We start from the raw sequence: 25926 nt of genomic DNA, 5'->3' as shown, positions 1-25926 counted from the left end.
GTCGAGCTTGCGCGCGCATGCGGCCGGTGGCGGCAGGGTGCGTACTGGGTAAATCGACGGGTTGGACGAAGTGACGGGCAAGGAGAGCGGCGGGCAAGGCGAGCGGTGGGCAAGGTGGTCGCGGCTGGCTGGTTTCGCGCAGAACGCATCGCCCGCACGCATCAGGCCGCGCGACTCAGATCGTCGTGCACTGCCGCCAGCGCACCGGCTCGGCGACGCCGGCGCGCGGATTGAGTTGCACCCGCACCGTGCGCAGGTAGGGGTAACGCTCCAGTTCGCGGCAAATTAGCGGCCAGGCGGTCGCATCGTCCACGGTGCGGTCTACCGCCAGCGTCAACTGCGTCAGCCAGATTCCGCGCACCAGTCCCGGCGTCTGCGCCAATGCCTTGGAGACTTCGCGCTGGTAGCCCTGCAACGTGGCGAGGTCCGGCTCGTCGCCGGCGGCGACCGGCATTGCCGGTCGCGTCGCTGCCTGTACCGCCGATGCCGGAGCCGGCGCAACGGCCGGTGGAGCAGCCGATGCTGCACCTGGCGCGGGAGCCAGCGGTGCTGACGTGCGCGGTAGTGGTTGGGCGGGCGGCACCTCGGCCGGCTGCAAAGCCACTGCCATCACCAGCCCCAGCGTTGCCGCCGCTGCGCCGGCAATCACGGTGTGGCGGATCGCCCGGCGCCTGGCCGCACCGACCACGCCGGTTTCGATATCGCCGGGCAGGTAGGGCTTGAGCAGCGGCCACAGCCGCGCGCCATCCAGCACCTCGATGGACTGCTTGTCGGCCGCGGCCATGCCTTCACGCTCCATCCGGCCTTCGGTGACCATCACCCCGCCATTGGCGCCGGCCAGGCGGGCCATCGCGCCGAGTTCGTTCACCGCAGCCACGCCGATGCGATACCCGCGGCCATGTTTGCAGGCCACCAGACGGGTGCCGTGCTCGGTCTGCATCATGAAATCGGCGGTGGGCAGGCCGTCCTGCGGCAACTGGGTGGGCTGCCAGCCGCGCTGGTCCTGCAGCACCCGCAGCACCACGGCGGAAAAGTCGCGCCAATGCATCGCGGCCAGCGCGCGTACGCCTTGCGTCAGTTCGTTGGCGCGTCGGCGCACCAACCAGAGATAGCCACTCACCGCCAACCAGAGCAGGAGTGCAGCTACAAGCGCCAACATCCAATGGGACATGAGTATCTAGCGAAGCAATGGCGCGTCTAACGAAGCAGTGCGCTTAGAAGAATCCTTCGCGGCAGATTCGTCAATGGATCGCGGTCGGGGAATGCACGAGCCGTGACCCAGGCAGCGAAAGACCCGCCAGTCCGAAGCCGTGAGGGGAGGGGAGCAAACGGACTTCGTGTTGCAGGACTGGCGGGCCGCCCCGATTGTCTAAAAAACCATGCTGCTTTGCAACAATCCAGTTACGCAGGGTTTATTCGCCGTCAAAGGCCGCATTGTGGGTAGTGGAGGGACCACTGCCCGGCGTTGCGGTGCCAGACGCAGTGTCGCTACTGGCCGCCTGTGCGGCCTGGTTGGCGGTGCGGTTGGCCCGCTTGGTCGCCGCCGTGTTCGCGCGCACCTGTGCTTTGAGCGACTCCACCTCACGACGCAGGTTTTCCAGCTCGTCCTGCTCGGGGATGTGGAGGGTGCGCAATACGCCCTTGACGCGTTCGTCGAAGGCCTTGCCCAGCCGGTCCCAGCCACGCACCGCGGTATCGCGCGCCTGCTCGAACTGGGTTTCCACTTCCTCGCGTAATTCGTCTGCGCTGGCGGCGGCCTTGCGCTGGCCGCTGCGTTCGTACGCGGCGCCTTCGCGTACCAGCGAGTCGAACAGCTTGCTGCCTTCGCTCTGCACACGGCCCAGGGCGCCTAGCCCGGCCAGCCAGACGGTCTGCGCCGATTCGCCGAGCCGGCGCGACACCTGTTCGGCCTGCGCCTGGAACCCATGGGCCGCGTTGCCGCGGTTGCCGTTCTGATCGTATCCGGTCGTCATGCGATGCTCCTGTCGGTTGCGGACTGACGTTGCCTCACCCTAGTGCCGGTCCTGCATCGGCCAGGTGAAGCGTCCATCAAGCATCCGCCCGCAGGCTGTGGCGCAGGTGACTTGCGGCTGAAGCCAGGGGCTGGATCAGGCCAGCTTTTCAGCCAGCAGGCGGCGGATCTCGGACTCGACCATCGGCTGCATGGCCGACAACAAAAAGCCCAGCTCAGCGGTGACATGCACCTGCTGCGGCAGCAGATTGATCGCCCCATCCACGCCCGCCCGCGCGATGCGCAAGGTGTCGCCTTCCCAGTGCGAAGCGATGCCGTAACGATCGGTCAGCTTGCGTGCCGCCTCCTCGATCGCCGCACGGGCCTGCGCCGGCGTTCTGGAATGGTCGTGGCGGATATCGATACTGGACATGGGTTCCTGAAGTCATGCGATGGAGCGCGCATTGTGCGCATGTGCGGGGGCGCGCTCCAAGTGCAGCGGCATGCGCTATGGGGCTGCGGGCAAACCTGCTAGGCTGCGGCGGGTGCGCGATCTGCAAGTTCATTTCACCCACCGGCAGCAGCCGGATCATCCTCTCCAGCCCGGCGTCCACCGGATCGTACGCCATGCCTCCGGCAGCGTGCGGATCGTCGACGATGCCCAGGGCGCGTTGCTGTTGGCGCAGTTCTGCCTGGATCAGCGCGGTCTCTGGCTGCAGGTGGCCAACGGCATTCGCGGCATCCATGTCAACGGCCGGCCGGTGCGGCGCATGGCGTTGCTGCGTGCCGGCGATGCCTTGTATGCCGATGGCGTGGAGATGCTGTTGCGCAGTGCGCCGTCCAGCGCACCTGCCAACGACATCCAGGACGACGATGCCGGCCTGAGCGAAGTCTGCCTGCTGCTACGCGGCCTGGGCGGTCGTCATCATGGGCGCAGTTTCACGCTGGACCGTTCGCGGCTGGTCGGCAGCGACCCGGCCGCGGACATCGTCATCGACGACCCGGCCTTCGCCGCCCAGCATGCCCGCCTTGAACGGCATGGCGACCGGGTGTTGATCCGCGATCTCGGCTCGGAAGAGGGCAGCTGGATCAACGGCGTGCAGGTGCGCGATGGCTGGCTGCAAGCCGGTGATCAGGTTGTATTCGACGCGCGCCACCGTTTCGTGGTGGAAGTGCCCAAGATCCAGCACGACGCCACCTGGCATGTGCCCGAGAGCGACCCGCAACCGTTGCCGCGCGTGAGCGAAGCCCCGACCCGGGCGCCGGTAAAGGTGGCCCGCTGGCCGTGGCTGCTGCTCAGCGCGGTGTTGCTGGCGGCGGCGCTGAGCGCCTTGCTGTGGTTCGGCGCGCGCTGAGCCGTTTCCACACGCGCCACCCCAGCAGCAGCGCCAGGATGCCGGCATACAGCGCTGGCTCGCGGATATCGGATTTGACCAGCCACCAGAAGTGCAGCACGGCCAGCAACCCGATCGGGTAGATCAGCATGTGCAGCCGGCCCCAGTTGCGCTTGAGCCGCCGCATCCAGCCTTGAGTCGAGGTGATCGCCAAGGGCACCAGCAGCAGCCAGGCGGTGAAGCCGACCGTGATGTACGGGCGTTTGACGATCTCTTCAAAAATCTGTGTCCAGAACCCGCGCAGGTCCAGCCACAGGTAAGCGGTGAGGTGCACGCTGGCATAGAAAAACGCATACAGGCCGAGCATGCGGCGAAAGCGGATCACCACCGCCTGGCCGGTCAGCTGCCGCAGCGGCGTAATGGCCAGAGTGATCAGCAGCAGGCGCAGCGCCCACAGCCCGGTGCGATGCTCGATCTCGGCCACCGGGTCGGCGCCCAGCGCATCGCTGCCTTGCTGCCATACCTGCCAGAACTGCCAGCCCAGCAGCGCAATCGGCGCGAGCACGGCGGCATGCACGGCGGTCTTGGCAGCGATCACGGAAACGGATGTCTTGGCCATGCGATCTCGAAGATGAAGCGATGCATCGCAGCCGCGATGCGTTGGTTGTCGTAGGAGCGCACTCGGGCGCGAGAGGCGTTTCCGGGAAAGCCATCGCGCCCGGGTGCGCTCCTACAGACAACGGGTGGATGTCACGCTGGGCGTTGCGTCCCTAGAACCACTTTTTCAGATCCATCCCTGCGTACAGCGAGGCGACCTGATCGGCATAGCCGTTGAAGGGCTTGGTCGCAATTCGCTCCGCAAACAACTTGCTGGCGGTGCCGGCAATGCGGCGCTCGGTCTTCTGGCTCCAGCGCGGATGATCCACGGCCGGATTGACGTTGGAAAAGAAGCCGTACTCGGACGGCTGCAGGTCGTGCCAGGCGGTTTCGGGCATCTTCTCGACGAAGCGGATCTCCACGATCGACTTGATGCTCTTGAAGCCGTACTTCCATGGCACCACCAGCCGCAGTGGCGCGCCGTTCTGCTGCGGCAGCGGCTTGCCGTAGAGCCCGGTGGCGAGCAGCGTCAGCGGATGCATGGCCTCGTCGATGCGCAGGCCTTCGCGGTAGGGCCAGTTGATCGAGCGGTAGCGCACGCCGGGCATCTGTTGCGGGTCGGCCAGCGTGGTAAAGGCCACGTACTTGGCCTTGGAGGTGGGAGCAAAGCGCTTGAGCACTTCGCCCAGCGGCACGCCCGTCCACGGGATCACCATCGACCAGCCTTCAACGCAGCGCAGCCGGTAGATGCGTTCTTCGGCGCTGATGCCCTTGAGCAACTCGTCCAGCGACAGGCTGCCGGGTTTTTCGCACTCGCCACTCACCTTCACCGACCACGGCGACAACTTGAGTGTCTTGGCCGCCTTTGACGGGTCGGTCTTGTCGGTGCCGAACTCGTAGAAATTGTTGTAGCTGGTGACATCTTCCAGCCGGGTGAGTTCCTCGGCGGTGCGGAAGCCGCTGCGCGCTTGCGCGGGCGTTACCACGGTCTTCGGCGGAGGCGGCGGATCGGCCTCGGCGCACCCGGCCACGCTCAACGCAGGCGTCAGCGCAAACAACTGCAGCAAGCGCCGCCGGTCGCGATAAACGGCCTCATCGGTGATCTCGCTGGACGGCGTCTTCAAGGCATCGCGAAGTGACATGGCAGGCTCCAGGCAGTGGCTGCAAGGTGAGACTAACGGACCAGGACGAAAGTTCTGCTCCAGGTCTCCAGACTACGCGGCGCAGGGTCAAAAGGATGCAGGTGCAACCGTTTGTCGGCGCTGCCAACGCGGATGCGCTGCGGCATACTAAGAGGCTAGCTCGACAAGGTGTGCCATGACACGCGCGTTCAATTTCAGTGCCGGCCCTGCGACATTGCCGGAATCGGTCCTGCGGCAAGCGCAGGAAGAGATGGTCGAGTGGAACGGCGTGGGTGCCTCGATCGTGGAAATCAGCCACCGCAGCGCCGACTTCATGGCGGTGGCCGCCGCCGCCGAGGCGGACTTGCGCACGCTGTTGTCGATTCCCGACGACTACGCGGTGCTGTTCACCTCCGGTGGTGCGACCACCATCCAGGCGCTGTTGCCGCTGAATTTCGCCGCGCCCGGCCAGGCAGTCGATTACGTGGTCAGTGGTCACTGGGGCAAGACCGCGATCAAGCAGGCCACGCCGTATGTGGACGTGCGCGTGGCCGCCGATGGCCAGCCCGGCGGTTATGTCGACATTCCGCCGGTCGCGAGCTGGACGCTGTCGCCGCACGCCGCGTACGTGCACATCACTGCCAACGAAACCATTCACGGGGTCGAGTTCCGCGACACGCCGGACGTGGGCACTTTGCCGCTGTTTGCCGACTTCAGTTCGTCGATCGCCTCCGAGCCGCTGGACATTAGGCGCTATGGCCTGCTCTATGCCGGGGCGCAGAAGAATCTGGGCCCGGTCGGTATTTCGGTGGTGATCGTGCGCCGCGAATTGCTCGAGCGTGCCGGCCAACCGCGTGCAGACATCTTCAATTACGCCTCGCACGTGGCGCGCGATTCGATGCTCAATACACCGCCTACCTGGAACTGGTATCTGCTCGGGCTCACCGTCAAATGGATGCTCGAGCAGGGTGGGGTGGCCGCATTCGCGCAGCGCAATGCCGAAAAGGCTGCACTGGTTTATGGCGCAATCGATGGCTCCGGTGGCTTCTATCGCAACCAGGTGATGCCGACAGTGCGTTCGCGCATGAACATCCCGTTTTTTCTGGGCAATGAGCAGCTCGATGCGTTGTTCGTCAGCGAATCCAAGGCGGCCGGCTTGCTCGCGCTGAAGGGGCACAAGGCCGTGGGCGGGATCCGCGCTTCGCTGTACAACGCCATGCCGGTGGCCGGTGCGCAGGCACTGGTGGCCTTCATGCACGATTTCCAGCAGCGCCACGGCTGAGTCCCCACAACCGCGGCATTGCCGCGCTGGCGCAGTGCGCCGTTTTATTGAAGGAAAGCCCCCCGATGGCTCCCAAGCCCAAGAACAACAACGCCGCTGGCGGCACCGCCAAGTCGGCTACCAAGGCCAGCAGTAAGAAAGCCACCAAGTTAGCTGGCAAGGACAGCGCCAAGCCACTGGCAACCGCTGCCCCAGTGCTGGCCGATGTGCGTGCCAAGATCGACGAGATCGACCGTGGCATCCAGGCGTTGATCGCCGAGCGCGCCAACTTCGCGCACCAGGTCGGCAAGGCCAAGGGCAAGCTGGCAGCGGCGGTGGATTACTACCGCCCCGAGCGCGAAGCGCAGGTGCTGCGCATGGTGGTGGACCGCAACGAGGGACCACTCAGCGATGAGGTGCTGGTGCATGTGTTCCGCGAAATCATGTCTGCGTGCCTTGCGCAGCAGGAGCCGCTGAAGATCGGGTATCTCGGCCCGGAAGGCACCTTCAGCCAGCAAGCGGTGCTCAAGCATTTCGGGCGCTCGGCGGTGGGTCTGCCGATGGCGACCATCGAAGAAGTGTTCCAGGAAGTGGAAGCCGGCAATGCGGATTTCGGCGTAGTGCCAGTAGAAAATTCCGGTCAGGGCACGATCCAGGTCACGCTGGACATGTTTCTCACTTCCAACCTCAAGATCTGCGGCGAAGTCGAGTTGCGTGTGCATCAGTACCTGCTCTCGCGCAACGGGCGCCTGGAAGACATCGAGCGCATCTACGCGCATTCGCAGTCGTTTGCGCAGACCGCCGGCTGGCTGCGTTCGCACTTGCCCAAGGTGGAAAAGATTGCGGTCTCCAGCAATGCCGAAGGCGCGCGCCGTGCGCGTAATGCCGAGGATGCGGCGGCCATCGGTGGCGAAAGCGCCGCACACGTGTATGGCTTGAAAAAAGTCATCATGAAATCGATCGAGGACGACGACGACAACACCACGCGCTTTCTGGTGATCGGCCGGCAGATCTTTCCATCGTCCGGGCATGACCGGACCTCGGTGCTGGTGTTCATCCACGACAAGCCGGGCGCGTTGTTCGATGTACTCAGCCCGTTCGCGCGGCATGGCATCAGCATGAACCGCATCGAATCGCGGCCGTCGCATCAAGCCAAGTGGGAATACGGCTTCTTTATCGACCTGGCCGGCCATGTGGAGGACGAGTCGATGAAACAGGCATTGGCCGAACTGGAAGCGCATTCGGCACAGATCAAGGTGCTGGGCTCGTATCCGGTCGCCATTCCCTGAGCAGCGCATCGGCTGCGGCGCCGCGTCGGCCCTGACGCGGCGCCTGTCTCTACACCGCCTTCCTTCCCACGCGCATTGCTGACTGCAGCGATGCCGTCGCAATCGGATCATTCGCATGAGCAACAGCACGCAACACTGGATCGCACAGCGCGGCACTGCGCTGCAGGGCAGCCTGACCATTCCCGGCGACAAGTCGGTTTCGCACCGCGCGGTGATGTTCGCCGCACTGGCAGATGGCATCTCGAAGATCGACGGCTTTCTGGAGGGCGAAGACACGCGCTCCACCGCGGCGATCTTTGCCCAGCTGGGCGTGCGCATTGAAACGCCGTCGGCGTCGCAGCGCATCGTGCATGGGGTCGGTGTGGACGGCCTGCAGCCGCCGCAGGGGCCGCTGGATTGTGGCAACGCCGGCACCGGCATGCGCTTGCTGGCCGGCGTGCTCGCGGCGCAGCGGTTCGATAGCGTGCTGGTGGGCGATGCGTCGTTGTCCAAGCGGCCCATGCGCCGCGTCACCGGCCCGCTGGCGCAGATGGGTGCACGTATCGAAACCGAATCGGATGGCACACCGCCGCTGCGGGTCCACGGTGGCCAGCCACTGCAAGGCATTACGTTTGCCTCGCCGGTGGCCAGTGCGCAGGTCAAATCGGCCGTGCTGCTGGCCGGGTTGTACGCAGCGGGTGAGACCTCGGTGAGTGAGCCGCATCCTACGCGCGATTACACCGAACGCATGCTCTCCGCATTTGGCGTGGACATCGCGTTTTCTCCTGGTCAGGCGCGTCTGCGTGGCGGCCAGCGGCTGCGCGCGACCGATATCGCGGTGCCGGCAGATTTTTCATCGGCGGCGTTCTTCATCGTGGCCGCCAGCATCATTCCCGGATCGGACGTGACCTTGCGTGCGGTAGGTCTGAATCCGCGGCGCACTGGCCTATTAGCCGCACTGCGGCTGATGGGCGCCGATATCGTGGAAGACAATCACGCCGAACACGGCGGTGAGCCGGTGGCGGACCTGCGCGTGCGCTACGCACCGCTGCAGGGTGCGCAGATTCCCGAAGCGCTGGTGCCGGACATGATCGATGAGTTCCCGGCGCTGTTTGTCGCAGCAGCTGCGGCGCGCGGCGACACGGTCGTCAGTGGCGCAGCGGAATTGCGCGTCAAGGAATCCGATCGCCTCGCCGCGATGGCCACCGGCCTGCGCGCGCTCGGCATTGTGGTGGACGAAACGCCGGACGGTGCCACCATTCAGGGCGGCACGCTGGGCAGCGGCGTCATCGAGAGCCACGGCGATCACCGCATTGCAATGGCGTTTGCCATCGCAGGCCAGCTGTCCACCGGGACGGTACAGGTCAACGACGTGGCGAACGTGGCCACCTCATTCCCGGGTTTCGACATCTTGGCGCAGGGCGCCGGGTTCGGGCTCAGCGCGCGTCCGTAAACTCCACCGGCACCTGCACGCTGCTGACGACCGCATGGCCGTCACGCAGCGCAGGCTCGAAGCGCCACTGACGCAGCGTTTCCACCACGGCTTCGTCCAGGCGCGGATCCGGGCTGCCCTGGCGCTCCACGATGGTCACCGCGCTGACGCGGCCCTGTACATCCAACTGCAGCCGCGCGATGCGGCTGCCGGCGCTGCCGTCCTGCAGAGCCTGCGAGGGATAGCTCGGCATTGCGTTGCCGGGCAGCGGTTGCGGCTCCTGGCTGCTGATCGGCGGGCGCACCGGCAGATGCGGGATCATCATTGCCTCACGTGGCGCATCGGACGCGGGCAGGACCTGGCGCGCCATCGGCGCTGGAGCATCAGTTGCCAGCGATTCGTCGCTATGCCGCGCCCACCACCAACTGGGAATGACCACCAGCACGGCAAGCACGGTCGCCCACAGCCAGGGCGAGGCACCGTCGCCGTCGTGATCACGCACGCGGCGGCCTGCGTCGCGTGGCAGCGGTGTGGCGTGGTGGGATGAAGACTGTGAGGTGAAGGACATGGCCAACCTCCGGGCGCATCTTTGGGATGACACCCACAGTCTGGTCGGCCTTGCCTGAGGCGCAGCTAAGGCGGCGCCTTCACATCCCGGTCGGCGACCGGGCGAGGTTCAGCTTACTGAGCGGGCTTGAACTCGAACGGGATATCGATACTGCCAGCCACCGGCTGGCCGCCGCGCTGGGCCGGGTGGAAGCGCCAGCGACGCACCGCCTCCATCGCTGCGCGGTCCAGATCACGTGAGCCACTGCGCTGCACCAGCGCCACGCCGCCAGGGTTGCCGGCGGCATCCACGTCAACCCGCACCACCACATCGCCCGCGTCGCCACGGCGCAGCGCCGCTGCGGGATAGCGTGGCGGCGGCATCTGGCCCTGCATCGGCACCGGCCGATCGCCGCCTGCAACGGGCGCGGCGCTGGTCGGGGCGCCAGGTGCACCGGGTACTGCGTCTTCGGGCAGCGGGGCCGGTGCGGGCGGCGCAGGTGGGGTGGTTTCCACCAAAGTGGGCGCGTCTTCGGGCGGCTTGGCCTGCGGCATCTCGATGGAGCCATCCTGCGCCGGTAACGGCGCCGGCAGCGGCTGGATGGTGTCGGCGGGTGCGCCAGCGGTTGGTTGTGCGGGCGAGGCCTTGTAGAAGTCGTCCTTGCGCCCGGTGGCCCAGACCAGCAGGAACAGCAGCAGGCCCGCGACGAACGCGATACCGGCAATTTTCAGGGTGTGGCGGGGCAGACGCAGAACGATGTGGCGATCGGACGCAGGGCGGGGCGCGGGCATAGGGCTCACCTGAAGGATCAGGCTGATTCTGGCATAGCATCGGTGAATCGATCGCAGCGACTGTCGGAACAGGCGATAATCCCCGGCTCCCACCAAAAACGATCCTCCGATGCTAGATCCGGCCCTGCTTCGCCAACATCCCGCCGACCTTGCCGAGCGCCTGCGCAGCACGCGCGGCTTCGACTTGAACACTGCGGAACTGGAGTCGCTGGAGAGCGAGCGCAAGCGGATCCAGGTGCGCACGCAGGAGCTGCAGAGCCTGCGCAATTCCAAGTCGAAGGCAATCGGCCAGGCCAAGGCCAAGGGCGAAGACGTGGCGGCATTGATGGCCGAAGTGGCCGGCTTTGGCGATGAGCTCAAAGCATCGGAAGACGCACTGGATGTCATCCGCGCGCAGCTGGAAGGCATTGCACTGGGCATTCCCAACTTGCCGGCCGCCGATGTGCCCGCGGGCAAGGACGAGAGCGAAAACGTCGAGCAGGCGCGCTGGGGCACGCCGCGGCAGTTTGATTTTGAGGTCAAGGATCATGTTGAGCTCGGCGCGCCGCACGGCTGGCTGGACGGCGAAACCGCAGCCAAGTTGTCAGGTGCGCGCTTCACCGTGCTGCGTGGCCCAGTCGCCCGCCTGCACCGTGCGCTGGCGCAGTTCATGCTCGACCTGCATGTGGGCGAGCATGGCTACGAAGAAACCAACGTGCCGCTGCTGGTCAACGCCGATTCGATGCGTGGCACCGGTCAGCTGCCCAAGTTCGAAGACGACCTGTTCCAGACCGAAGTGGGCGATTCGAAGCGCTATCTGATTCCCACCTCCGAAGTGCCGCTGACCAATATCGTGCGCGATGCCATCGTCGACGCTGAGCGCCTGCCGCTGCGCATGACCGCCCATTCGATGTGCTTCCGCGCCGAAGCGGGCAGCGGTGGCCGCGACACCCGCGGCATGATCCGCCAGCACCAGTTCGAGAAAGTGGAACTGGTCACCGCGTGCAGCCCGGAAGACAGCGATGCCGAACACCAACGTATGACGCGCTGCGCCGAAGTGGTGCTGGAAAAACTGGGTCTGCCGTATCGCAAGGTGCTGCTCTGCACCGGCGACATGGGGTTTTCGGCGATCAAGACCTACGACCTGGAAGTGTGGCTGCCCTCGCAGGCGACTTATCGCGAGATTTCCTCGTGCTCCAACTGCGGTGATTTCCAGGCGCGGCGCATGCAGGCGCGTTGGCGCAATCCGGCCAGTGGCAAGCCGGAACTGCTGCATACGCTCAACGGCTCCGGCACCGCCGTGGGCCGCGCAATGATCGCGGTGATGGAGAACTACCAGAACGCCGATGGCTCGATCGATGTGCCGGACGCACTGCGCCCGTACATGGGCGGGCTGGAGCGGATTGGCTGAGCGTCATTGGACTGCTGCGCAGCCGTGTGGCTGCGGAGTCGTGAGGGCATTAGATAGCTGGTAGTCACGCGGCTGCCGCAGCGTTCGGCCGGCCCAAGCGGGCGCTAGCGCTGCATTTGGCGTTCGACGCAGTGACCCAAAAGTGTTCGTAACCCAACGGGGCCGGTGACGGCCCCGTTGGCGTTTGATGCCCGTGGCGCAAGGCGTGACGCCGGACACGTTCGTTGCTCGATTGGGATAAAGGTGGTTAAATATCGCGCATCGTTCTATCCATGGATACCTGCGCCATGCACGACCTGAATGACCTGTACTACTTCGCGATGGTGGTGGACCACGGCGGCTTTGCGGCTGCCGAGCGCGCGTTGGGGATTCCCAAATCGCGTCTGAGCCGCCGCATCAGCCAACTCGAAACCGACCTGGGCGTGCGCCTGTTGCAGCGCTCCACGCGCCGTTTCGCGGTGACCGACGTCGGCACCAGCGTGCACCGGCATGCGCAAACCATGCTGGCCGAAGCGCAAGCCGCGCGCGAGGTGGTCGACCGCCTCAGCGCCGAGCCACGCGGCCTGGTGCGCGTGAGCGTGCCGGTGTCGCTGGCACAGATCCAGTTACCGAAACTGCTGCCGCAATTCCTCGGTAAATATCCGAAGGTGCGGCTGCAGCTCAATATCAGCAATCGCCGCGTCGATGTCATCAACGAGGGCTACGACGTTGCCTTGCGCGTGCGTTCGCGGCTGGACGACGACGGCAGCCTGGTGATGCGCAGCTTTGGCCAGGTGCAGGAGTTGCTGGTTGCCAGCCCCAAGTACCTGGACCGCGCCGGACGTCCGAAAGACCCGGGCGAGCTGGCCAACCACACCACCATGAGCACCAGCGAGGACGAAGCGCACCAGCGCTGGGAACTGCACGGCCCCAATGGCGAGATGCGCCGCGTGGACCTGCAGCCGCGGCTGGCTGGCTTCGACTTCCCGCTGCTGCAATCGATGGCGCGCGACGGCTTCGGCATCACCATGCTGCCGGAGACGGTGTGTGCGGAAGCGGTGCGCAATGGCGAACTGGAAGTGGTGCTGCCGCATTGGTCGCTGCCGCAAGGCATCTGCCATGCCGTGTTCGCCTCGCGCCGCGGCCTGCTGCCAGCCGTGCGCGTGTTCATCGACTTCCTGGCCGAACACCTGCCGCAGGAAATCGAGCGCTCGCGCCTGGATTGCGGCGGCAACTGCGCTGAGCTGGCGGAAAAGCTCAAGCGCGCCACCGCCGCAGCGGCCCCGCGCCTGGTGGTGGCCGAAGCCGGCTGAGCCAACGCCGACGCGTGGGCAAACCGGCCCGGGCATGCGAGAATGCGCGCCCGGGAGTGATCCCGGCGGTGGCAGCCCCAAGCAGTTTGGCGGTCACCACCTCAGCGCCACCTGCACTGCATGGTGGCGCTCGTGCGAGCGACCAAGGCCGTTGGCGCACGCACCAGCAGCATCGGAGAGATGGCCGAGCGGTTTAAGGCACCGGTCTTGAAAACCGGCGAAGGGTCAAACCTTCCGTGGGTTCGAATCCCACTCTCTCCGCCATCTCAGCGCCGGTTCGCGGGACCGAATTTTCTTTCGCGCTTACCGTGGTTACGCCAAGCAATCATCGATTCCCTTTCTTGTTCTTGATCTCGGCGGCTTGGCGGGAAGTGCGCCTGTGTACCGCGGTTGCTAGCAGGTTTAATCCGTTTCCTGACTTGCTCCCTGCCTGGCGAACCAAGCGGCGTAAGGGGTGTTCTTGATCAGGTGACGATTGAAATCGGGTGCACCGTCGTTCCACCAGACCGCCCCACGCTCACCGAGTCCTGTTTTTGCAGCATCCACCTCACCGCGCGCTGCTTTGAGCTGCATGGCGTCGCGCGTACGTAGCGCCGCTTTGACCGCACGTCGCGCGTCCATCAAGGCATGCACCAGCGCATCGCGTGCTTCTGCCGGTAGCCCAGGATTGGTCGCGCGCCACAAGCGCCCGCGGACTACGAGATACCGGCCATCTGGGGTGCGGAGAGGCCCGTCAGCTGCTTGCCTGGGAGTCGCGCTACGCATGCGTGGCAGAAATGTCGAGACATGCGGTAGTGAACCGTGTCTTCCGCGAATGCGATGTCGAGATGCAGCAGGAGAGCTCTTTGGCGCTAGCTGTTTAAAGCTTGGCGGCGGTCCATATTGGATGTGTCAGACGGTATGGCGGAGCGAGAGGAATTTGAACCCTAGAGGCTAGCGGGGATGGGTCCACGCCAGAGTGAAAACTGGCATTGCTTGTTCAGTCATCGAGCCGGATTGCCCTGCGGTCCACAGCGTCACTGCGGCAAGCATGCTGCGCCATAGCATGCGGCTACGTAATTGCGTGCAGATGCGCTCACTGTTGCATCGGGCAACAACTCACGCGGCGCATCTCATTGCCGCAGCCTCAGTCATAACGCGATAAATCTGGTGCCTTGATGTCCGGGGTCATGAAGGTGTTGGCGAGGCCTTGCACGCTGGGTTGGCTGGCGAGCTTGAGCACGCCGTGCAGCAGGCGGATGCCGAGCCGGCTGTGCGGGTTCATCAGGCGTGGGCCGATCTTGGGGACGCCCTGGCCTTGTTCGACCATGGGCCGCATGGCTGCGTCGTAGGCTTGTGCCGCGTGCTCCAGGTCCTGGTTGCGCACGATCTCGCAGGTCAGCACATAGGCGCCGGTGACCGCGAGGGTTGCACCAATGCCGGCCAAGGGTGTTGCGCACCAGGCTGCATCGCCGGTGAGCAACACGCGGCCGGTGTGCCAGCGCGGCATGCGCACCTGGCGCAGTGCGTCGAAGTAAAAGTCGTCGGTGGTGCGCATGCCTTCGAGCACGCGCGGGGTTTGCCAGCCGGCATCGGCGAAGCGTTCTTGCAGGTAGCGCTGCTGCGCGGCCACGTCCCAGTCTTGCACGCCATCTGGTGGCTGCTGGATCGAGAGCATTGCGCGGGTGGTGCCGTGCCGGTCTGGCCGTAACGAGACGCTGCGGCCGCCGGGGGCGTGATACCAGCGCCACATGCGGTCATCGTCGGCTGCGCGCGGGATGGTGAAGTAGGCGATGGTCAGGTCCATCCAGCGCGGTGCGTTCTCGCCGGGGAAGATCAGCTCACGTGTGGCCGAACCCACGCCTTCGGCGACGATGACTGCATCGAAGCGTTCTTTGCGCCCGCTGTTGAAGGTGACAGTGGCGCTTGCACCATCGTCTTCGATGGCGGTGATGCAGTCGCCGAAGCGGTAGGTGACGTGGTCACGTGCAGCGTCGTACAGCAGCCGCGCAAGGTCGCCGCGCAGGATTTCCATTTCGGCCGTGGGGCCGTCGCCATCCAGTGCGTCGGTCTTGAATTCGGCGGCGGGCGCGCCGTCGGCGTCCACCCAGGCGGTGCCTTCCTCGCCCGTGCCCTGTGCAAGTGCGGCCTGTTCCAGGCCCAGCCGGCGCAGGACGTCACGCCCAACGCCGCGGATGTCGATGTTCTGGCCGCCGTCTCTGAAGCCGGCGGCGCGCTCCACCACGGTGACGTCGACTCCGTGGCGGGCGAGGGTGAGGGCTGCAGTATTGCCGGCAATGCTCGCGCCGGTGATGAGGATGCGACGCGTCATGGGTGTGCCTGGGCTGGAAATATCAGGAGTGATATTACATGGTCTGCGCAGACCGCTCCAGGTTGACGATCAGGCGCTGCAGCAAGGCGACCGTTTGCGCGGCTTCCTGCTGGGTGAAGCCCTGCAGCGCCTCGGCATTCAGATCCAGCAGCACCTGGCCGCCGATCGCCGCCATCTTGCGGCCACTGGCGGTGAGCGACACCAGCGCGGCGCGGCGGTCCTGCGGGGTGGCGGTGCGCTTGATGAGCTTCTGTGCTTCGAGTTTGCCCAGCAAGGCGACCATCGCCGGCTGCTTGACCGCCGAGTCGTTGACCAGGTCGCGCTGCAGCATGGGGCCCTTCCGCGACAGCAGCAGGATGGGGCCTATCAGCGCCAGCGAGACGCCGTGCTGCCTGAGCGCGCTGTCGACCTGCCGGTTGAACACGCGCGCGGCGTGGTTGGCGAGGTATCCCGGTGCGACTGCGGCGCCGGGGTGGATGTTCTGATCCTGCATGGGCAAACCATGGTGATGCCGTGAGGCCGTGCGGCGATTTTATCGGCGTTGGCGCCATGCAGGTGGGGGCGCGTGCGGATCACCGACAAGCTGCCGAACGAAGCCAGAGGCTGCTTGAGACGTATTGCCACCCCGGAGCGATTCGCAGTAGCTGCGCGTGTCGCTTGGTCAGTCCGGTTTGAGCTCGCTGGCGGATAGGCTGGCCGCCAGCCTCAGAGCGGCTAACAACGTAGCGAGCAGTCGTCAGGTGGGTGCGGACGGCGCGGAGGAACCGGGGTGTACGGCGGTACATGCCGATTCCGAGCACCGGCCGCGCCCGCCTGGCGGCTGCGCAGTCGTTTTGATCGCTGCTCTTAGTTGAGAGGGTCAGCCCAGGCTTGGGCTGGCTGCCAGCAGGGCTGCTTCCAGGCGCAGCAGATAATCGGCGAAGCCGCCACTGGCACGTGCACTGCGGCGCGCACTGGTGTTCACCACCGGGCTGGCCAGGCGCGCGATGCGCATGCCGGCCTGTTCCAGGGCGGCGACCAGCGCGACATCTTCGCTGCTACTCGCGTTGGAAAAGCCGCCGGCGGCCAGATAGGCGGAGGTCCGCATGCCCAGGTTTGCGCCATGCACATGCGGATGGCCGTCGTGCCGGATTTCGCTGGCCAGAAACGCGGCCCGGGTCTGGCTCAGATGATCGCGCCAGTCGGTCACTTCCACGACGCCGCAGAACGCATCTGCCGCGCAGGCGAGTTGTGCCGCAAGCCAATCGGGCGGGACGCGTGTGTCGGCATCGGTGCACGCCAGCCAATGCGCACCGCGCGCAATGGCCGCGCTTGCGGCGGCCGCGCGTGCAACACCCACGCCGCCGCACACCTCCTGGGTGATCGCGCCATGCGCGCGAGCGATGACGCCGGTTTGATCGGTGCAACGGTCCAGTGCGACGTGAATCTCGACCGCTTCGCCCTGCAATGCCGGGTGCTGCGCGGCGAGGCGGATGGACTGCAGGCAGGGCCCAATCAGTGCCTGCTCGTTATGCGCGGGGATGGTGACCGCGATCATCGTAACTGCTCGCGTTGTGCGATCGAGGGGCCGGCCATCCATGCCTGCAGCAGGAAATCTGCATCCTCGTAGCGGCACAGGGTATCGCGCGCCAGCACCTGATCGAGCGCTTGATGCACCTGCTCCGCACTGCGCACCGCGCCTTCGAACGGATGCCGCCAGTGGCAAGCCACCAGGCAACCTTGCGGCGCCAGCGATGTGGCGAACACGGCGACGGTGCGCTCGAATGCGGTGGCGTCGAGGTAGTAACCGACTTCGCTGAAGACGATCAGGTCGAACTGACCGGTTGGCCAGTCGGCCGGATGGTTGGCTTGTTGCAGCGTGATGCCTGGGTACTGCTGCACGCGCTCGCTGGCTAGCTTGACGGCGTGGTGAGAAAGATCGGTTGCCAGCAAGCGGGTGCAGCGCGTGCCGAGCTCTGCGGTGAGCTCGCCATTGGAACAGCCGAACTCCCAACCGCGGTCGACCAAGGGAAAGGGCAGGGCGGCCAGCAGCACGGCGCGCTTGCGTTGCTCGTACCAGCGCGAGCGGTAACCGAACGGGTCAGCGTCCGCGTAGAGCTGCTCGAAGTCGTCGCTGTTCAACACGCTCATGCGAAGAACACTTCGAACGTGCGATCGAAACGCGCCAGCACATGCGGCGGAAGAATCGGCTCGCTGACCGGCGGAGTGCAGGTGCCGAGCTGGGTGGAAAAACACGTGATCGCGCGCTGTTTGGCGGCGTGCGCGGCGGGCGTGAGCTCGAAACGCAGCGCGCGGTCGTCTTCGAAAATGCCGTCGCCCGGTTGCGACCAATGCCATGCCCACACCGGATAGGTGAGCAGGCGCGCACCGTGGCGTGCGCAGGCGGCGCGGGTGGCACGCGCGGCGGCTTCGTGGTCGGGGTGGCCGTCGCGGTGCCAGGTGACCAATACAAGATCCTCTGGCTGGACATAGCTGGCAATCGCGTGCGTCATGGCGTCTTCGTGCTCGTGCAATGCGCCGTCGCCAATATCGCAATGGGTCACCGCGTGATTGGTCAGCCCGAGGGCCGCCAGTGCCGCGTCGAGTTCCTGCCTGCGCGCAGGTGCCAACAGGTGCGGTGCCCAGGCGGGCACGTGCGGGTAGGCCATCTCGCCATCGGTCAGCGCAATCACACAGACCGGAATACCGTGTGCCTGCGCGGCGGCCATCAAACCACCACAGCCAAGCACTTCATCGTCCGGATGTGGTGCAACCACCACCAGCCGCCGCGCATCCTGCACCAGCGCGCCCAGTGACGCTTGCGGCATGTGCTGGAGCACGGCTGCAGCGCGCCACACCGATTCCGGAGTTCCGGTGCCTTCGATCGGCTGCCCTGCTAGAGCGTCCATGCGGCCGCCTCCTGGTGGCAGCGCTCGCCCAGTGATTGCAGGTCCCGCTCTGCATGGTGTTGGCGAATGAAGACCAGCAGATCTGCACACCGCTGCGCATGCGCGCCCTGCATGCAAAGCGGGCCCGGGCCGAGTGCGCGGGCGACGCGATCCACGGTGTCGCGGGCGATGGCTTCGACACTGCTGCGCAGTTGCATCACCTCGCGCTGATGCGCCAGGTGTGGCTGCGCATCGATGCGTGCCGCCAGCTCGCGCATCAGCGCACGTGTGCTGGCCAGGCCGGCATCGATGGCGCCGAGGTGCGCAGCGGCGTGTGGGTCGCGGCGCACGCGCGGTGATTGCCGCAACACGTCTGCCACCGCCGTGGTTGCGCCGAACCAGCACGCGGCAATGCCGGCACCGCCGTGCCAGAACCCCGGGCGCGCCAGATAGCGGCCATCTGCGCCGACCAGCTGTGCCGGCGTGGCAGAGAAGGTGACGTTGGCGGTTTCGATCGCGCGCATGCCGAGCGCCTGCCACGCGCTGGCATCGATGCGAACGCCGGGCTGATCGAGCGCAACGGCAAACAGACCTGGAGCACCCTGGTGCGGCGCGGTGACCAGTGCATGCGTGACATGCGCTGCGCCCGAGCACCAGGCCTTGGTGCCGTGCAATGCGTTGTTGGTGAAATGCATGTCCGTGCCGGGCGGCTCGGCCGCCCACACGGCCCAGCACTGCTCTGGCTGCATGAGATCACTGCCCAGGTCCGCGCAGATGGCCTGCGCGTCGTAGTGCGCCTCCAGCAATTTGGCAACGCACAAGTCCGCCGCCGCGATGTCGGCGAGGATGCGCCAGCGTGCGAGGGTGTTGCCACGCCCAGGTAGGGGCAGCGTGGGATGCATGGCCAGCCACGTATTCGCTGCGGCCAGGTCGAGGCCGCTCTGCGCAGATGCTGGAGAAGGTGATGACGAAATGAGTGTCATCGGACTGATGCGTGCGTTCATCACGAAAAGCTAAGCAGCGCTCGGTGCAAGAGGTGTGAGGCGGTCATCGCGGCGCGGTGATGACGCCGGTTGAGTCGGCTTGCGTGTGCTGTGAGCAGACAGTCACGAGGATTCGTTGGCGTGCAAGCAACAGAAGGCGGGAGTCTCGGAGCGGCGGCATTCGCAGCGACGTTGCGAAATTGCAGCCAGCAAACACATGCACTGCGCAACAGCCAGTTCACCTTGCGTGCGTGGAAGATCTTTTACGGTCGCACTGAACTTTTGCGATCAACGAATGCCATGGCGATGAACAATGAAACGCCGCAGATCCATGAGGTACATGCGTTGGCCAAAGCGGATGCCGGTGCTCCCAGCACCGTCTGGACGATTGGCCATTCCACACACAGTTGGGACGCGTTTGTCGCACTGCTGCGCGTGCACCGCATCGAGGCGGTGGTGGACGTGCGGCGTTTTCCTGGCTCCAGACGGTATCCGTGGTTTGCCAGTGAGGTGATGGCATCGGCGTTGGCCGAGATCGGCTTGGCCTACGTCTGGTTGCCACAGCTCGGTGGACGCCGTCGCGCGCAGCCGGTATCGCCGAATGGGGCCTGGCGTAATGCCGCGTTCCAGGGCTATGCCGACCACATGAACAGTGCGGAATTCCAGCAGGCATTCACGCAGGTGACCACGCGTGCGGCGAGCACGCGTAGCGCGCTGATGTGTGCAGAGGCGCTGTGGTGGCAATGCCACCGCCGGTTGATTTCCGATCTGCTGGTGCACCGCGGCCAAGCAGTGTTGCACGTGATGAGCGAGAAGCCCCCGCAGCGGCACCAATTGACGCCCGGCGCGCAAGCGGCAGGCACGGATTTGATTTATCCACCGCAGCAGGGCGCTTTATTTGCAGAGCACGATGCGTAGCCTGCGCGCATCGCGCGCATCGCCTAAGCAAGCTGCAGTATGTGTGCGCAAGCCTGCCAGCACGCGTCATGTCGTCTGCTGATCGCAGGCGCGAGCGCTGCAGTCCGCTGCCTCTGCGCAACGCAGTCGGCAAAGCTACGCTACCCTTGCGCACTTCCACTCATGACGCATGCCCATGCCTTCCTTGCCTCCACTCCCGTCCATTGAGCCCGGCCGTTATCGGCATTTCAAAGGGGGGCACTACGAGGTGTTGGACGTGGTTCGTCACAGCGAGACATTGGCGCCGCTGGTGCTGTACCGCCCGCTCGAGACGGACGTAGGGATGTGGGTGCGGCCATTCGAGATGTTTGTGGCGCAGGTCGAGGTAGAGGGCATCATGCGGCCGCGGTTCGAACGGATCGGCTGACCGCAGGCTCCGCGTTGCGTCTTGCCGCCCTGCGCTTACGCGTCGCGCTGGCGGTCGAGCGCCTGCCGCGACAGCAGGCCAAGTCTGGAGGCAAAGGCGATCACTAGTTCCACTGCTTCCGCGCCATCGTCGGGATAGCGGCGGAGCAGGTCGCGCTCGAACGCCTCGATCGCCTCCCACGGGTCCGCGCTGGTCGCCACGCGCCGGCAGAGCTGCTCGAACAGACTGGTGGGCGGGTGAGGTGGGGGTGCCATTGCCGAAGTGTGGCGATGGCGCGTCTCATGTCGTGAGACGGTGTGGCCGATACTGGGTCGGATGGATCGAACCGCGCTGCGCACCCATCTGGATCATCTCGACGCCGCGGTGCCGGCGTTGTTGAAGTCGTGCCCGGATCGCTGCCATTTCTGGCAAGCCTTTGCCGGGATGGCCGAGGTCATCGAGGCACGCGCGTTGTCGGTCGAAGATGCGCGCTTCGTGGGTCGGCGCATCGACGAGATTCTGGCCTGGCATGGGCTTGAAGAGCGCGGCCGTGATGCGTAGGCGCTGCGCGGCGATCCAGTTCCACACGTAAACCGACAGACCACCGCGCTCGAGGCCAGCCACGGCCACGCGGTTGCTTGGCATCGGGACGCACTGCAGTTGCGGCGCGCGTATGCACCGGCGTGGGCGTCGGGAACGAACCTGATCACAAACGCGCCACCGATGTTTAGAGCAGCTATCAAAACTACTGCGCAGCCGCCAGGCGGGCGCGGCCGGTGCTCGGAATCCTCATGTACCCACGTACATTCCGGTTCCTCCGCGCCGTCCGCACCCACCTGACGACTGCTCGCTACGTTTTGTTAGCCGCTCTTAGCAGTGCGGGCGAACGCCAAGAGACAATCTCGCCGGCCATGCAATGCGCGGAGCGCAAGCAGGTAGCAGCTTTAGCATGTAGCGCGAATATGCGCCGCGCACAAAAGCAAAAAGCCCTGCGTACAGGGCTTCTTGCGCATTACGTCAGATCGGTTAACCCAGGTCGCAATTGCTCGGCTGCGGCCAGGTGGTTGCAGGCAGCATTGCCTTCACTGCGGCTGGTGCGGAGATGCCGATCTCGCTGGCACCGTAGAGGTCTTCTAGCTCATCGATGCTGACGATGTAGCTGTCGAGTGAGCCAAGCGTGGCGCTGTTGGGAATCAGCCAGCTGATCGCGCGCGTGCCGCCGCCCGGGTTGGCGGTGATGATGGTCTTCCAGAAGAAATCCGGTGTGCGGATGCCGTGGCTGGTCAGAAAATAATCGTTGCTGGTGTCGCTATAGATCACGCCGCCATAGACCTGCACGCTGGCGATATCGCGGTAGCACTCGGCGACATTTTCTGCACGCACCCAGATGCCCTGGTTGAAGCCGGCCACCTGCGGAACGATGTTGGACATGAAGTTCGCACGGCGAATGTAGGTGGCGTTGTAGTCCATGTGGTTGGAGGTGACCAGATGGCCACGGTCGTAACCGGAGCGCACGCTCGCATACGAGTTGGTGGTGGTCTGGCCGGCGCAACCGCTGGGCAGGTCGGTGTCGAGAAAGAAGCTGGACGGACGTGCGGCCGAGCCGGTGTCGGCGGTGAGCGTGTATTCGTAACGCAAGGCCGTGCGGTTGGTGCAGTCGTAGCGCAGCAGAAAGCCGCCCTTGTTGAGCGTGACCACCTGGGCCTGGGCACCGGCACTGAAGGTGGTGAGGAGGAAAACGGCGAGAAAGATTCCCAAACGCATAGCGGCACATCTCCGTGGGTGGTGTGTGTGTTGGGCGCACGCCGCTGGCGCCAGGCACCGGAAAGGTCCGCCGCCTGTCGAGCGAGATGCGTGATTGCGTTGATGTCGCGGGCAGCCGAAGGCCGCCTGTGTAGGCCTGTCAGTGAATGGTGGTTGCCGCGCCCCTATCGCCACGCAGTGGCACGCGGTGAATTAGATATCCGTCAAGCGAGCGCGAGCGTCAACGCTGGATTTCGCGAGCTGTGACTCAGCGCAAAAACTTCAACTGTGTAAGAGCGCGATCACCTGCGTGCAAACAAACTGTCGTGCACGTGCTGCATTGTTGTGCATGCGCGCGCACTGAATGCGGCAATTGCTTGGTTGCACGCCAATGGTGCATCAACCCATCAAGACGCGTTCTGGATGCACAGCAAGGCCGAATCGCCAGATCACGGCCGATTGGCAAACACGCAAGCATCAGCATGCGGCGTATTGCACTCACAGCAGCATCCAGCGGCGCGGCGTGATTGAGCGCGCTTGCGTGGCTGATGCCTGCCACACCATCAGCAAAGAACGCGACACCTTCATCAGCGACCTGCGACAACAGCAACCAGCACTCCAGGCGTGCGTGCTGGACGTGGCTGCGCCGCACTCCCATCATTGGCGGCAGCGGCTGCTAGCCATGGTCACCTGCAGCTGCGATGTCGCATTCCCTTTGCTTTCTGGTGTTCAGACACATGTATGCACGCGTGACCACGGATGCCACGGTGTTGCTCGCCAGCGTCAACGCCGTAGAAGTTTTTATCGGCGAGGTGTCGCTGCCGTGCGCGATGATGGCCCTGCATGTGCGGCGGGCGCGCGCGTGACGGCGGAATTTCCGCACGGTGCCAGCACCATGGCGCAAGCGGTGCGCGAGCACGATTGGGCGCTGACGCCGCTTGGGCCGCCAACACAATGGCCGGCACCGCTGCGCAGCGCGGTCAACCTCATCCTCAGCTCGCCCGAAAGCATGTATCTGGTGTGGGGTGAGGCGCTGACGTTCTTCTACAACGACGCCTACACCCCGATCCTGGGCCCGCGCCAACGGCGTGCGTTGGGCGCGCCGTTGCGCGCGTTGTGGGCCGATGCGTGGGACGCCGTGCGTGGGCCGATCGAGGCCGCGTTTGCCGGCCACGCGTCGCGCTTCGAGGAAATGCCCATCGGCATGAATCGGCACGGCAGCCCGGAGCAGACCTGGTGGACGTTTTCGTTTTCGCCGATCTATCTGGACGACGGCCGCGTGGGCGGTGCGTTCTGCGTCACCAACGAGGTCACCGATCGCAAGCTGGCGCAGCAGCACCTGGCCGACGAACACGAACGCCTGATCCGGTTGTTCGAGCAGGCGCCGATGTTCATGGCGTTCCTCACCGGGCCGCAGCATCGGGTGGAATTCGTCAACGATGGCTATTCGAAGCTGATCGGGCACCGCGATGTGATCGGCAAGCCGCTGGCCGAGGCATTGCCGGACGCGGCCGAGCAGGGCTATCTGCAGCCGCTGGACGAGGTGTACCGCTCCGGCCGTGCGTACACGGCCAATGCGCTTGCCTACACCATGCAGGCCGAGCCGGGCGGTGCGGTGGAGCGGCGCCTGCTGGATCTGGTGTATCAGCCGATCACCGGCAGCGATGGCGCGATCTCCGGTGTGTTCATCCAGGGCCTGGATATCACCGACCGCCTCAGCCTGGAACGTGCTGTGCGCGAAGCGGAGGTGCGCAACCGGCAGATCCTGGACAGCGTGATGGATTACGCCATCATCGCCACCGATCTGCAGGGCCGGGTGACGTCCTGGAATGAGGGCGCGCGGCGCATCCTGGGCTGGTCCGAGGCCGACATGCTGGGCCAGACGCTGGAGCGCACCTTCACCCCCGAGGACATCGCACGCAAGCAGTTGCTGATCGAAATGGCGAGCGCGTTGGAAACAGGCAGCGGCACGGATGAGCGCTGGCATGTGCGCAGCTCCGGCGAGCGCTTCTGGGCCAACGGCTCGATGATGGTGTTGCGCGAGGAAACCGGCGCGGCCATCGGGTTCGTCAAGGTGTTGCGCGACCGCACCGCCGAGCGCCTGGCCGGCGAAGCGCTGCTCAAGAGCGAGCGCCGCCTGGATGCGCTGGTGCGTGCGTCGTCGCATGCGATCTTTTCGGCCAGTGCCGATTGGAGCGCCTTGCGCCACCGCGTGGGCAATGGCGTGCTCAGTGACGACCTGCCGGCCAATCCGCGCTGGCAGCAGGAGCTGGTGCATCCGGACGATCGCGCGCAGCTGGCACAAGCCATTGCCACCGCGATCGCAAACACGGCCAGCCTGGATGTGGAGTACCGCGTCAATCTTCCCGACCAGCAAACCGGCTGGACGCAGATGCGTGCGGTTCCGCTGCTGGATGCGCACGGACGCATCATCGAGTGGTTCGGCACCGCCACCGACATCACCGACAAGCGGCAGGCCGAGGCGCAGTTGCGCCAGCTCACCGATACCCTGGAAGAGCGCGTGCGCGAGCGCACCGCCGAGTTGTTGTTGGCCGAAGAAAAATTGCGCCAGAGCCAGAAGATGGAAGCGGTGGGGCAGCTCACCGGCGGGCTGGCGCATGACTTCAATAATCTGTTGACTGCCATCAGCGTGGGGCTGGAGCTGCTGCAAACGCGCATCGCGCAAGGCCGGTACGACCGGCTGGAGCGCTATGTGGAGATGGCGCAATCCAGCGCGGCGCGTGCGGCGGCGCTAACCCAACGCCTGCTGGCGTTTTCACGGCGGCAAACGCTGGCGCCCACCGCGCTGGAAGTGGAAGCGCTAGTGCGCGGCATGCGCGAGATCATTGCGCGCACGCTGGGACCATCGATCGCGCTGCAACTGCGTGCCGATGCGCAAGCGTGGCAGGTGCTGGTCGATGCGCCGCAGCTGGAAAACGCCTTGCTCAACCTGTGCATCAATGCACGTGACGCCATGCCCGATGGCGGCGCCCTGACCATCGCCATTACCAATGCCGAGTTGCGTGGCAGCGCCGCGCAGCAGTTGGAGCTGCCGGAAGGGCAATACGTGTGCCTGAGCGTGCAGGACACCGGCACCGGCATGAGCGAAGAGGTCATGGAAAAAGTGTTCGAACCGTTCTTCACCACCAAGCCGATCGGGCAGGGCACCGGCCTCGGTCTGTCGATGATCTACGGGTTTACCCGGCAGTCCGGCGGGCAGGTGCGTATGCATTCCGAAGCCGAGGTCGGCACCACCATGTCGCTGTACCTGCCGCGCTTTACCGGCGAACCCGTGCCCGCCGACCAGGCCGCCATCGACTCACCCACGCTGCCAACGACCGGCGACAGCAAGACGGTGTTGCTGGTGGAAGATGAAGCGCCGATCCGCATCCTGATCTGCGAAGTGCTGACCGATGCCGGCTACCGGGTCATCGACGTCGCGGACGGCAGTACCGCGGTGGAGCGCCTGCAATCGGCGGAGGTGATCGACCTGCTGGTGACCGACGTCGGCCTTACTGGCGCGCTCAATGGGCGGCAGGTGGCCGATGCCGGCCGTCTGCAGCGGCCAGCGCTGCCGGTGTTGTTCGTGACCGGCTACGCAGCGAGCGCGGCCGTAGGCGCCGGGCAACTGGAGACAGGCATGGAGGTGCTGACCAAGCCATTCCTGGCAGCCGACCTGGAGCGCAGGGTCGGCCAACTGCTCGCACGCTCTGGCGGCGGTGCTGGCTGACTGCT

Annotated in this window: 28 protein-coding genes, 1 tRNA gene and 2 other RNA genes; 13 read left to right on the top strand and 18 right to left on the bottom strand. The window is 65.4% G+C overall.

What is annotated here, in order from left to right:
• Positions 1-175: 175 nt before the first annotated feature.
• The 3 genes from QRM60_RS01315 to QRM60_RS01305 form a co-directional block, all read right to left on the bottom strand.
• Complete coding sequence (locus tag QRM60_RS01315; protein WP_115555787.1) at positions 176-1171, bottom strand: restriction endonuclease; 996 nt, start codon at positions 1169-1171, stop codon at positions 176-178.
• Positions 1172-1412: 241 nt separating this feature from the next.
• Positions 1413-1973 (bottom strand): phasin family protein, encoded by a 561-nt coding sequence (locus QRM60_RS01310; RefSeq protein ID WP_115555788.1) that lies wholly within the window; start codon positions 1971-1973, stop codon positions 1413-1415.
• Positions 1974-2108: 135 nt separating this feature from the next.
• A complete protein-coding gene (locus tag QRM60_RS01305) occupies positions 2109-2384 on the bottom strand; it encodes a polyhydroxyalkanoic acid system family protein (RefSeq protein ID WP_014507417.1) in 276 nt (91 codons plus the stop codon).
• Between the two features lie 112 nt (positions 2385-2496).
• On the opposite strand from QRM60_RS01305, the gene QRM60_RS01300 reads away from it, so the two are divergent.
• On the top strand, positions 2497-3306 hold the full coding sequence (locus QRM60_RS01300) for an FHA domain-containing protein (protein WP_011036768.1): 810 nt from the start codon (positions 2497-2499) through the stop codon (positions 3304-3306).
• On the opposite strand, the gene msrQ is transcribed toward QRM60_RS01300, so the two are convergent.
• A complete protein-coding gene (gene msrQ, locus QRM60_RS01295) occupies positions 3248-3904 on the bottom strand; it encodes a protein-methionine-sulfoxide reductase heme-binding subunit MsrQ (protein ID WP_285445420.1) in 657 nt (218 codons plus the stop codon). The genes QRM60_RS01300 and msrQ overlap by 59 nt on opposite strands.
• Positions 3905-4055: 151 nt before the next feature.
• Positions 4056-5024 (bottom strand): protein-methionine-sulfoxide reductase catalytic subunit MsrP, encoded by a 969-nt coding sequence (msrP, locus tag QRM60_RS01290; protein ID WP_012438648.1) that lies wholly within the window; start codon positions 5022-5024, stop codon positions 4056-4058.
• Between the two features lie 175 nt (positions 5025-5199).
• Between msrP and serC the strand changes: the two genes are divergently transcribed.
• The 3 genes from serC (at position 5200) to aroA (ending at position 8985) form a co-directional block, all read left to right on the top strand.
• Positions 5200-6285: a phosphoserine transaminase gene (gene serC / locus QRM60_RS01285; RefSeq protein WP_285445419.1), complete on the top strand. Its 1086-nt coding sequence runs from the start codon at positions 5200-5202 to the stop codon at positions 6283-6285.
• A 65-nt stretch (positions 6286-6350) separates the two neighbouring features.
• Positions 6351-7553, top strand: coding sequence for a prephenate dehydratase (pheA, locus tag QRM60_RS01280; RefSeq protein ID WP_161962640.1), 1203 nt, complete (start codon positions 6351-6353; stop codon positions 7551-7553).
• Positions 7554-7668: 115 nt separating this feature from the next.
• Positions 7669-8985 carry a 3-phosphoshikimate 1-carboxyvinyltransferase gene (gene aroA / locus QRM60_RS01275; protein WP_115555792.1) on the top strand — a complete coding sequence of 439 codons (1317 nt, stop codon included), beginning with the start codon at positions 7669-7671 and terminating at the stop codon, positions 8983-8985.
• Here the strand turns inward: aroA and QRM60_RS01270 are convergent.
• Both QRM60_RS01270 and QRM60_RS01265 read right to left on the bottom strand, forming a co-directional pair.
• On the bottom strand, positions 8969-9532 hold the full coding sequence (locus QRM60_RS01270) for an energy transducer TonB (protein ID WP_161961905.1): 564 nt from the start codon (positions 9530-9532) through the stop codon (positions 8969-8971). The genes aroA and QRM60_RS01270 overlap by 17 nt on opposite strands.
• Before the next feature lie 113 nt (positions 9533-9645).
• Positions 9646-10302, bottom strand: a complete 657-nt coding sequence (locus tag QRM60_RS01265; protein ID WP_042598846.1) for an energy transducer TonB — start codon at positions 10300-10302, stop codon at positions 9646-9648.
• A gap of 109 nt (positions 10303-10411) precedes the next feature.
• Between QRM60_RS01265 and serS the strand changes: the two genes are divergently transcribed.
• From serS to QRM60_RS01250, 3 genes are all read left to right on the top strand, one after another.
• Positions 10412-11692: a serine--tRNA ligase gene (gene serS, locus QRM60_RS01260; RefSeq protein ID WP_115555794.1), complete on the top strand. Its 1281-nt coding sequence runs from the start codon at positions 10412-10414 to the stop codon at positions 11690-11692.
• Between the two features lie 272 nt (positions 11693-11964).
• A complete protein-coding gene (locus tag QRM60_RS01255) occupies positions 11965-12984 on the top strand; it encodes a LysR family transcriptional regulator (RefSeq protein WP_011036777.1) in 1020 nt (339 codons plus the stop codon).
• Between the two features lie 174 nt (positions 12985-13158).
• Positions 13159-13248 (top strand) — tRNA-Ser (locus QRM60_RS01250).
• 138 nt (positions 13249-13386) lie between these two features.
• Here QRM60_RS01250 and QRM60_RS01245 read toward each other — a convergent pair.
• The 8 genes from QRM60_RS01245 to QRM60_RS01210 all read right to left on the bottom strand — a co-directional run bounded on the left by QRM60_RS01245 (position 13387) and on the right by QRM60_RS01210 (position 19166).
• A complete protein-coding gene (locus QRM60_RS01245) occupies positions 13387-13749 on the bottom strand; it encodes a hypothetical protein (RefSeq protein WP_115555801.1) in 363 nt (120 codons plus the stop codon).
• 361 nt (positions 13750-14110) lie between these two features.
• Positions 14111-15295, bottom strand: a complete 1185-nt coding sequence (locus QRM60_RS01240; RefSeq protein ID WP_285445418.1) for an FAD-dependent monooxygenase — start codon at positions 15293-15295, stop codon at positions 14111-14113.
• A 34-nt stretch (positions 15296-15329) separates the two neighbouring features.
• Positions 15330-15788 (bottom strand): MarR family winged helix-turn-helix transcriptional regulator, encoded by a 459-nt coding sequence (locus QRM60_RS01235; protein ID WP_115555802.1) that lies wholly within the window; start codon positions 15786-15788, stop codon positions 15330-15332.
• Positions 15789-16007: 219 nt separating this feature from the next.
• Positions 16008-16080: non-coding RNA, sX9 sRNA (locus QRM60_RS01230), on the bottom strand.
• 74 nt (positions 16081-16154) lie between these two features.
• A complete protein-coding gene (locus QRM60_RS01225) occupies positions 16155-16832 on the bottom strand; it encodes a glycosyltransferase family 2 protein (protein WP_161962642.1) in 678 nt (225 codons plus the stop codon).
• Positions 16829-17425 (bottom strand): class I SAM-dependent methyltransferase, encoded by a 597-nt coding sequence (locus QRM60_RS01220; protein ID WP_115530174.1) that lies wholly within the window; start codon positions 17423-17425, stop codon positions 16829-16831. Before QRM60_RS01220 ends, QRM60_RS01225 begins: the two co-directional genes overlap by 4 nt.
• Positions 17422-18183: a PIG-L family deacetylase gene (locus QRM60_RS01215; RefSeq protein ID WP_161960809.1), complete on the bottom strand. Its 762-nt coding sequence runs from the start codon at positions 18181-18183 to the stop codon at positions 17422-17424. Before QRM60_RS01215 ends, QRM60_RS01220 begins: the two co-directional genes overlap by 4 nt.
• The gene (locus QRM60_RS01210; protein WP_161960810.1) at positions 18171-19166 is read right to left on the bottom strand and encodes an acyl-CoA dehydrogenase; all 996 of its coding nucleotides are present in this window, start codon (positions 19164-19166) and stop codon (positions 18171-18173) included. Before QRM60_RS01210 ends, QRM60_RS01215 begins: the two co-directional genes overlap by 13 nt.
• Before the next feature lie 279 nt (positions 19167-19445).
• Here QRM60_RS01210 and QRM60_RS01205 point away from each other — a divergent pair, with 279 nt between their 5' ends.
• Both QRM60_RS01205 and QRM60_RS01200 read left to right on the top strand, forming a co-directional pair.
• Positions 19446-20063, top strand: coding sequence for a DUF488 domain-containing protein (locus tag QRM60_RS01205; protein WP_285445710.1), 618 nt, complete (start codon positions 19446-19448; stop codon positions 20061-20063).
• 175 nt (positions 20064-20238) lie between these two features.
• Entirely contained in the window at positions 20239-20469 is a 231-nt protein-coding gene (locus tag QRM60_RS01200; RefSeq protein WP_164497972.1) for a DUF1653 domain-containing protein, read from the top strand.
• Positions 20470-20504: 35 nt separating this feature from the next.
• Here QRM60_RS01200 and QRM60_RS01195 read toward each other — a convergent pair whose 3' ends face one another.
• A complete protein-coding gene (locus tag QRM60_RS01195; RefSeq protein WP_042598857.1) occupies positions 20505-20723 on the bottom strand; it encodes a hypothetical protein in 219 nt (72 codons plus the stop codon).
• A gap of 61 nt (positions 20724-20784) precedes the next feature.
• On the opposite strand from QRM60_RS01195, the gene QRM60_RS01190 reads away from it, so the two are divergent.
• Both QRM60_RS01190 and QRM60_RS01185 read left to right on the top strand, forming a co-directional pair.
• Complete coding sequence (locus tag QRM60_RS01190) at positions 20785-21009, top strand: hypothetical protein (RefSeq protein WP_161960811.1); 225 nt, start codon at positions 20785-20787, stop codon at positions 21007-21009.
• A gap of 230 nt (positions 21010-21239) precedes the next feature.
• Positions 21240-21314, top strand: a non-coding RNA gene (locus QRM60_RS01185) — sX9 sRNA.
• Positions 21315-21474: 160 nt separating this feature from the next.
• Here QRM60_RS01185 and QRM60_RS01180 read toward each other — a convergent pair.
• Both QRM60_RS01180 and QRM60_RS01175 read right to left on the bottom strand, forming a co-directional pair.
• Entirely contained in the window at positions 21475-22212 is a 738-nt protein-coding gene (locus tag QRM60_RS01180) for a DNA/RNA non-specific endonuclease (RefSeq protein WP_042598859.1), read from the bottom strand.
• A gap of 247 nt (positions 22213-22459) precedes the next feature.
• Positions 22460-22801, bottom strand: a complete 342-nt coding sequence (locus QRM60_RS01175; protein ID WP_285445417.1) for a hypothetical protein — start codon at positions 22799-22801, stop codon at positions 22460-22462.
• 91 nt (positions 22802-22892) lie between these two features.
• Between QRM60_RS01175 and QRM60_RS01170 the strand changes: the two genes are divergently transcribed.
• On the top strand, positions 22893-23057 hold the full coding sequence (locus QRM60_RS01170) for a hypothetical protein (protein WP_162604223.1): 165 nt from the start codon (positions 22893-22895) through the stop codon (positions 23055-23057).
• Entirely contained in the window at positions 23054-25921 is a 2868-nt protein-coding gene (locus QRM60_RS01165; RefSeq protein ID WP_285445416.1) for a PAS domain-containing protein, read from the top strand. Before QRM60_RS01170 ends, QRM60_RS01165 begins: the two co-directional genes overlap by 4 nt.
• The last annotated feature ends 5 nt before the right edge of the window (positions 25922-25926 follow it).

It is taken from the genome of Xanthomonas sp. fls2-241-TYG-148 (genome assembly GCF_030208815.1).
Classification (GTDB): Bacteria; Pseudomonadota; Gammaproteobacteria; order Xanthomonadales; family Xanthomonadaceae; genus Xanthomonas; species Xanthomonas campestris.
The sequence above is the reverse complement of the archived record's forward strand: the minus strand, read 5'-3'. Positions and strand labels throughout refer to the sequence as shown.

What these genes read in the sequence shown, in the direction of transcription:
- QRM60_RS01215 (WP_161960809.1), bottom strand. Translation starts at nt 18,183, where the DNA reads ATGGACGCTCTAGCAGGGCAGCCGATCGAAGGCACCGGAACTCCGGAA.
- QRM60_RS01180 (WP_042598859.1), bottom strand. Translation starts at nt 22,212, where the DNA reads ATGCGTTTGGGAATCTTTCTCGCCGTTTTCCTCCTCACCACCTTCAGT.
- QRM60_RS01200 (WP_164497972.1), top strand. Translation starts at nt 20,239, where the DNA reads ATGCCTTCCTTGCCTCCACTCCCGTCCATTGAGCCCGGCCGTTATCGG.
- QRM60_RS01305 (WP_014507417.1), bottom strand. Translation starts at nt 2,384, where the DNA reads ATGTCCAGTATCGATATCCGCCACGACCATTCCAGAACGCCGGCGCAG.
- QRM60_RS01190 (WP_161960811.1), top strand. Translation starts at nt 20,785, where the DNA reads ATGGATCGAACCGCGCTGCGCACCCATCTGGATCATCTCGACGCCGCG.
- serS (WP_115555794.1), top strand. Translation starts at nt 10,412, where the DNA reads ATGCTAGATCCGGCCCTGCTTCGCCAACATCCCGCCGACCTTGCCGAG.
- aroA (WP_115555792.1), top strand. Translation starts at nt 7,669, where the DNA reads ATGAGCAACAGCACGCAACACTGGATCGCACAGCGCGGCACTGCGCTG.
- msrQ (WP_285445420.1), bottom strand. Translation starts at nt 3,904, where the DNA reads ATGGCCAAGACATCCGTTTCCGTGATCGCTGCCAAGACCGCCGTGCAT.
- QRM60_RS01265 (WP_042598846.1), bottom strand. Translation starts at nt 10,302, where the DNA reads ATGCCCGCGCCCCGCCCTGCGTCCGATCGCCACATCGTTCTGCGTCTG.
- QRM60_RS01315 (WP_115555787.1), bottom strand. Translation starts at nt 1,171, where the DNA reads ATGTCCCATTGGATGTTGGCGCTTGTAGCTGCACTCCTGCTCTGGTTG.
- QRM60_RS01170 (WP_162604223.1), top strand. Translation starts at nt 22,893, where the DNA reads ATGTCGCATTCCCTTTGCTTTCTGGTGTTCAGACACATGTATGCACGC.
- QRM60_RS01195 (WP_042598857.1), bottom strand. Translation starts at nt 20,723, where the DNA reads ATGGCACCCCCACCTCACCCGCCCACCAGTCTGTTCGAGCAGCTCTGC.
- QRM60_RS01270 (WP_161961905.1), bottom strand. Translation starts at nt 9,532, where the DNA reads ATGTCCTTCACCTCACAGTCTTCATCCCACCACGCCACACCGCTGCCA.
- serC (WP_285445419.1), top strand. Translation starts at nt 5,200, where the DNA reads ATGACACGCGCGTTCAATTTCAGTGCCGGCCCTGCGACATTGCCGGAA.
- QRM60_RS01205 (WP_285445710.1), top strand. Translation starts at nt 19,446, where the DNA reads ATGGCGATGAACAATGAAACGCCGCAGATCCATGAGGTACATGCGTTG.
- QRM60_RS01310 (WP_115555788.1), bottom strand. Translation starts at nt 1,973, where the DNA reads ATGACGACCGGATACGATCAGAACGGCAACCGCGGCAACGCGGCCCAT.
- QRM60_RS01210 (WP_161960810.1), bottom strand. Translation starts at nt 19,166, where the DNA reads ATGAACGCACGCATCAGTCCGATGACACTCATTTCGTCATCACCTTCT.
- QRM60_RS01245 (WP_115555801.1), bottom strand. Translation starts at nt 13,749, where the DNA reads ATGCGTAGCGCGACTCCCAGGCAAGCAGCTGACGGGCCTCTCCGCACC.
- pheA (WP_161962640.1), top strand. Translation starts at nt 6,351, where the DNA reads ATGGCTCCCAAGCCCAAGAACAACAACGCCGCTGGCGGCACCGCCAAG.
- QRM60_RS01240 (WP_285445418.1), bottom strand. Translation starts at nt 15,295, where the DNA reads ATGACGCGTCGCATCCTCATCACCGGCGCGAGCATTGCCGGCAATACT.
- QRM60_RS01225 (WP_161962642.1), bottom strand. Translation starts at nt 16,832, where the DNA reads ATGATCGCGGTCACCATCCCCGCGCATAACGAGCAGGCACTGATTGGG.
- QRM60_RS01235 (WP_115555802.1), bottom strand. Translation starts at nt 15,788, where the DNA reads ATGCAGGATCAGAACATCCACCCCGGCGCCGCAGTCGCACCGGGATAC.
- QRM60_RS01255 (WP_011036777.1), top strand. Translation starts at nt 11,965, where the DNA reads ATGGATACCTGCGCCATGCACGACCTGAATGACCTGTACTACTTCGCG.
- QRM60_RS01220 (WP_115530174.1), bottom strand. Translation starts at nt 17,425, where the DNA reads ATGAGCGTGTTGAACAGCGACGACTTCGAGCAGCTCTACGCGGACGCT.
- msrP (WP_012438648.1), bottom strand. Translation starts at nt 5,024, where the DNA reads ATGTCACTTCGCGATGCCTTGAAGACGCCGTCCAGCGAGATCACCGAT.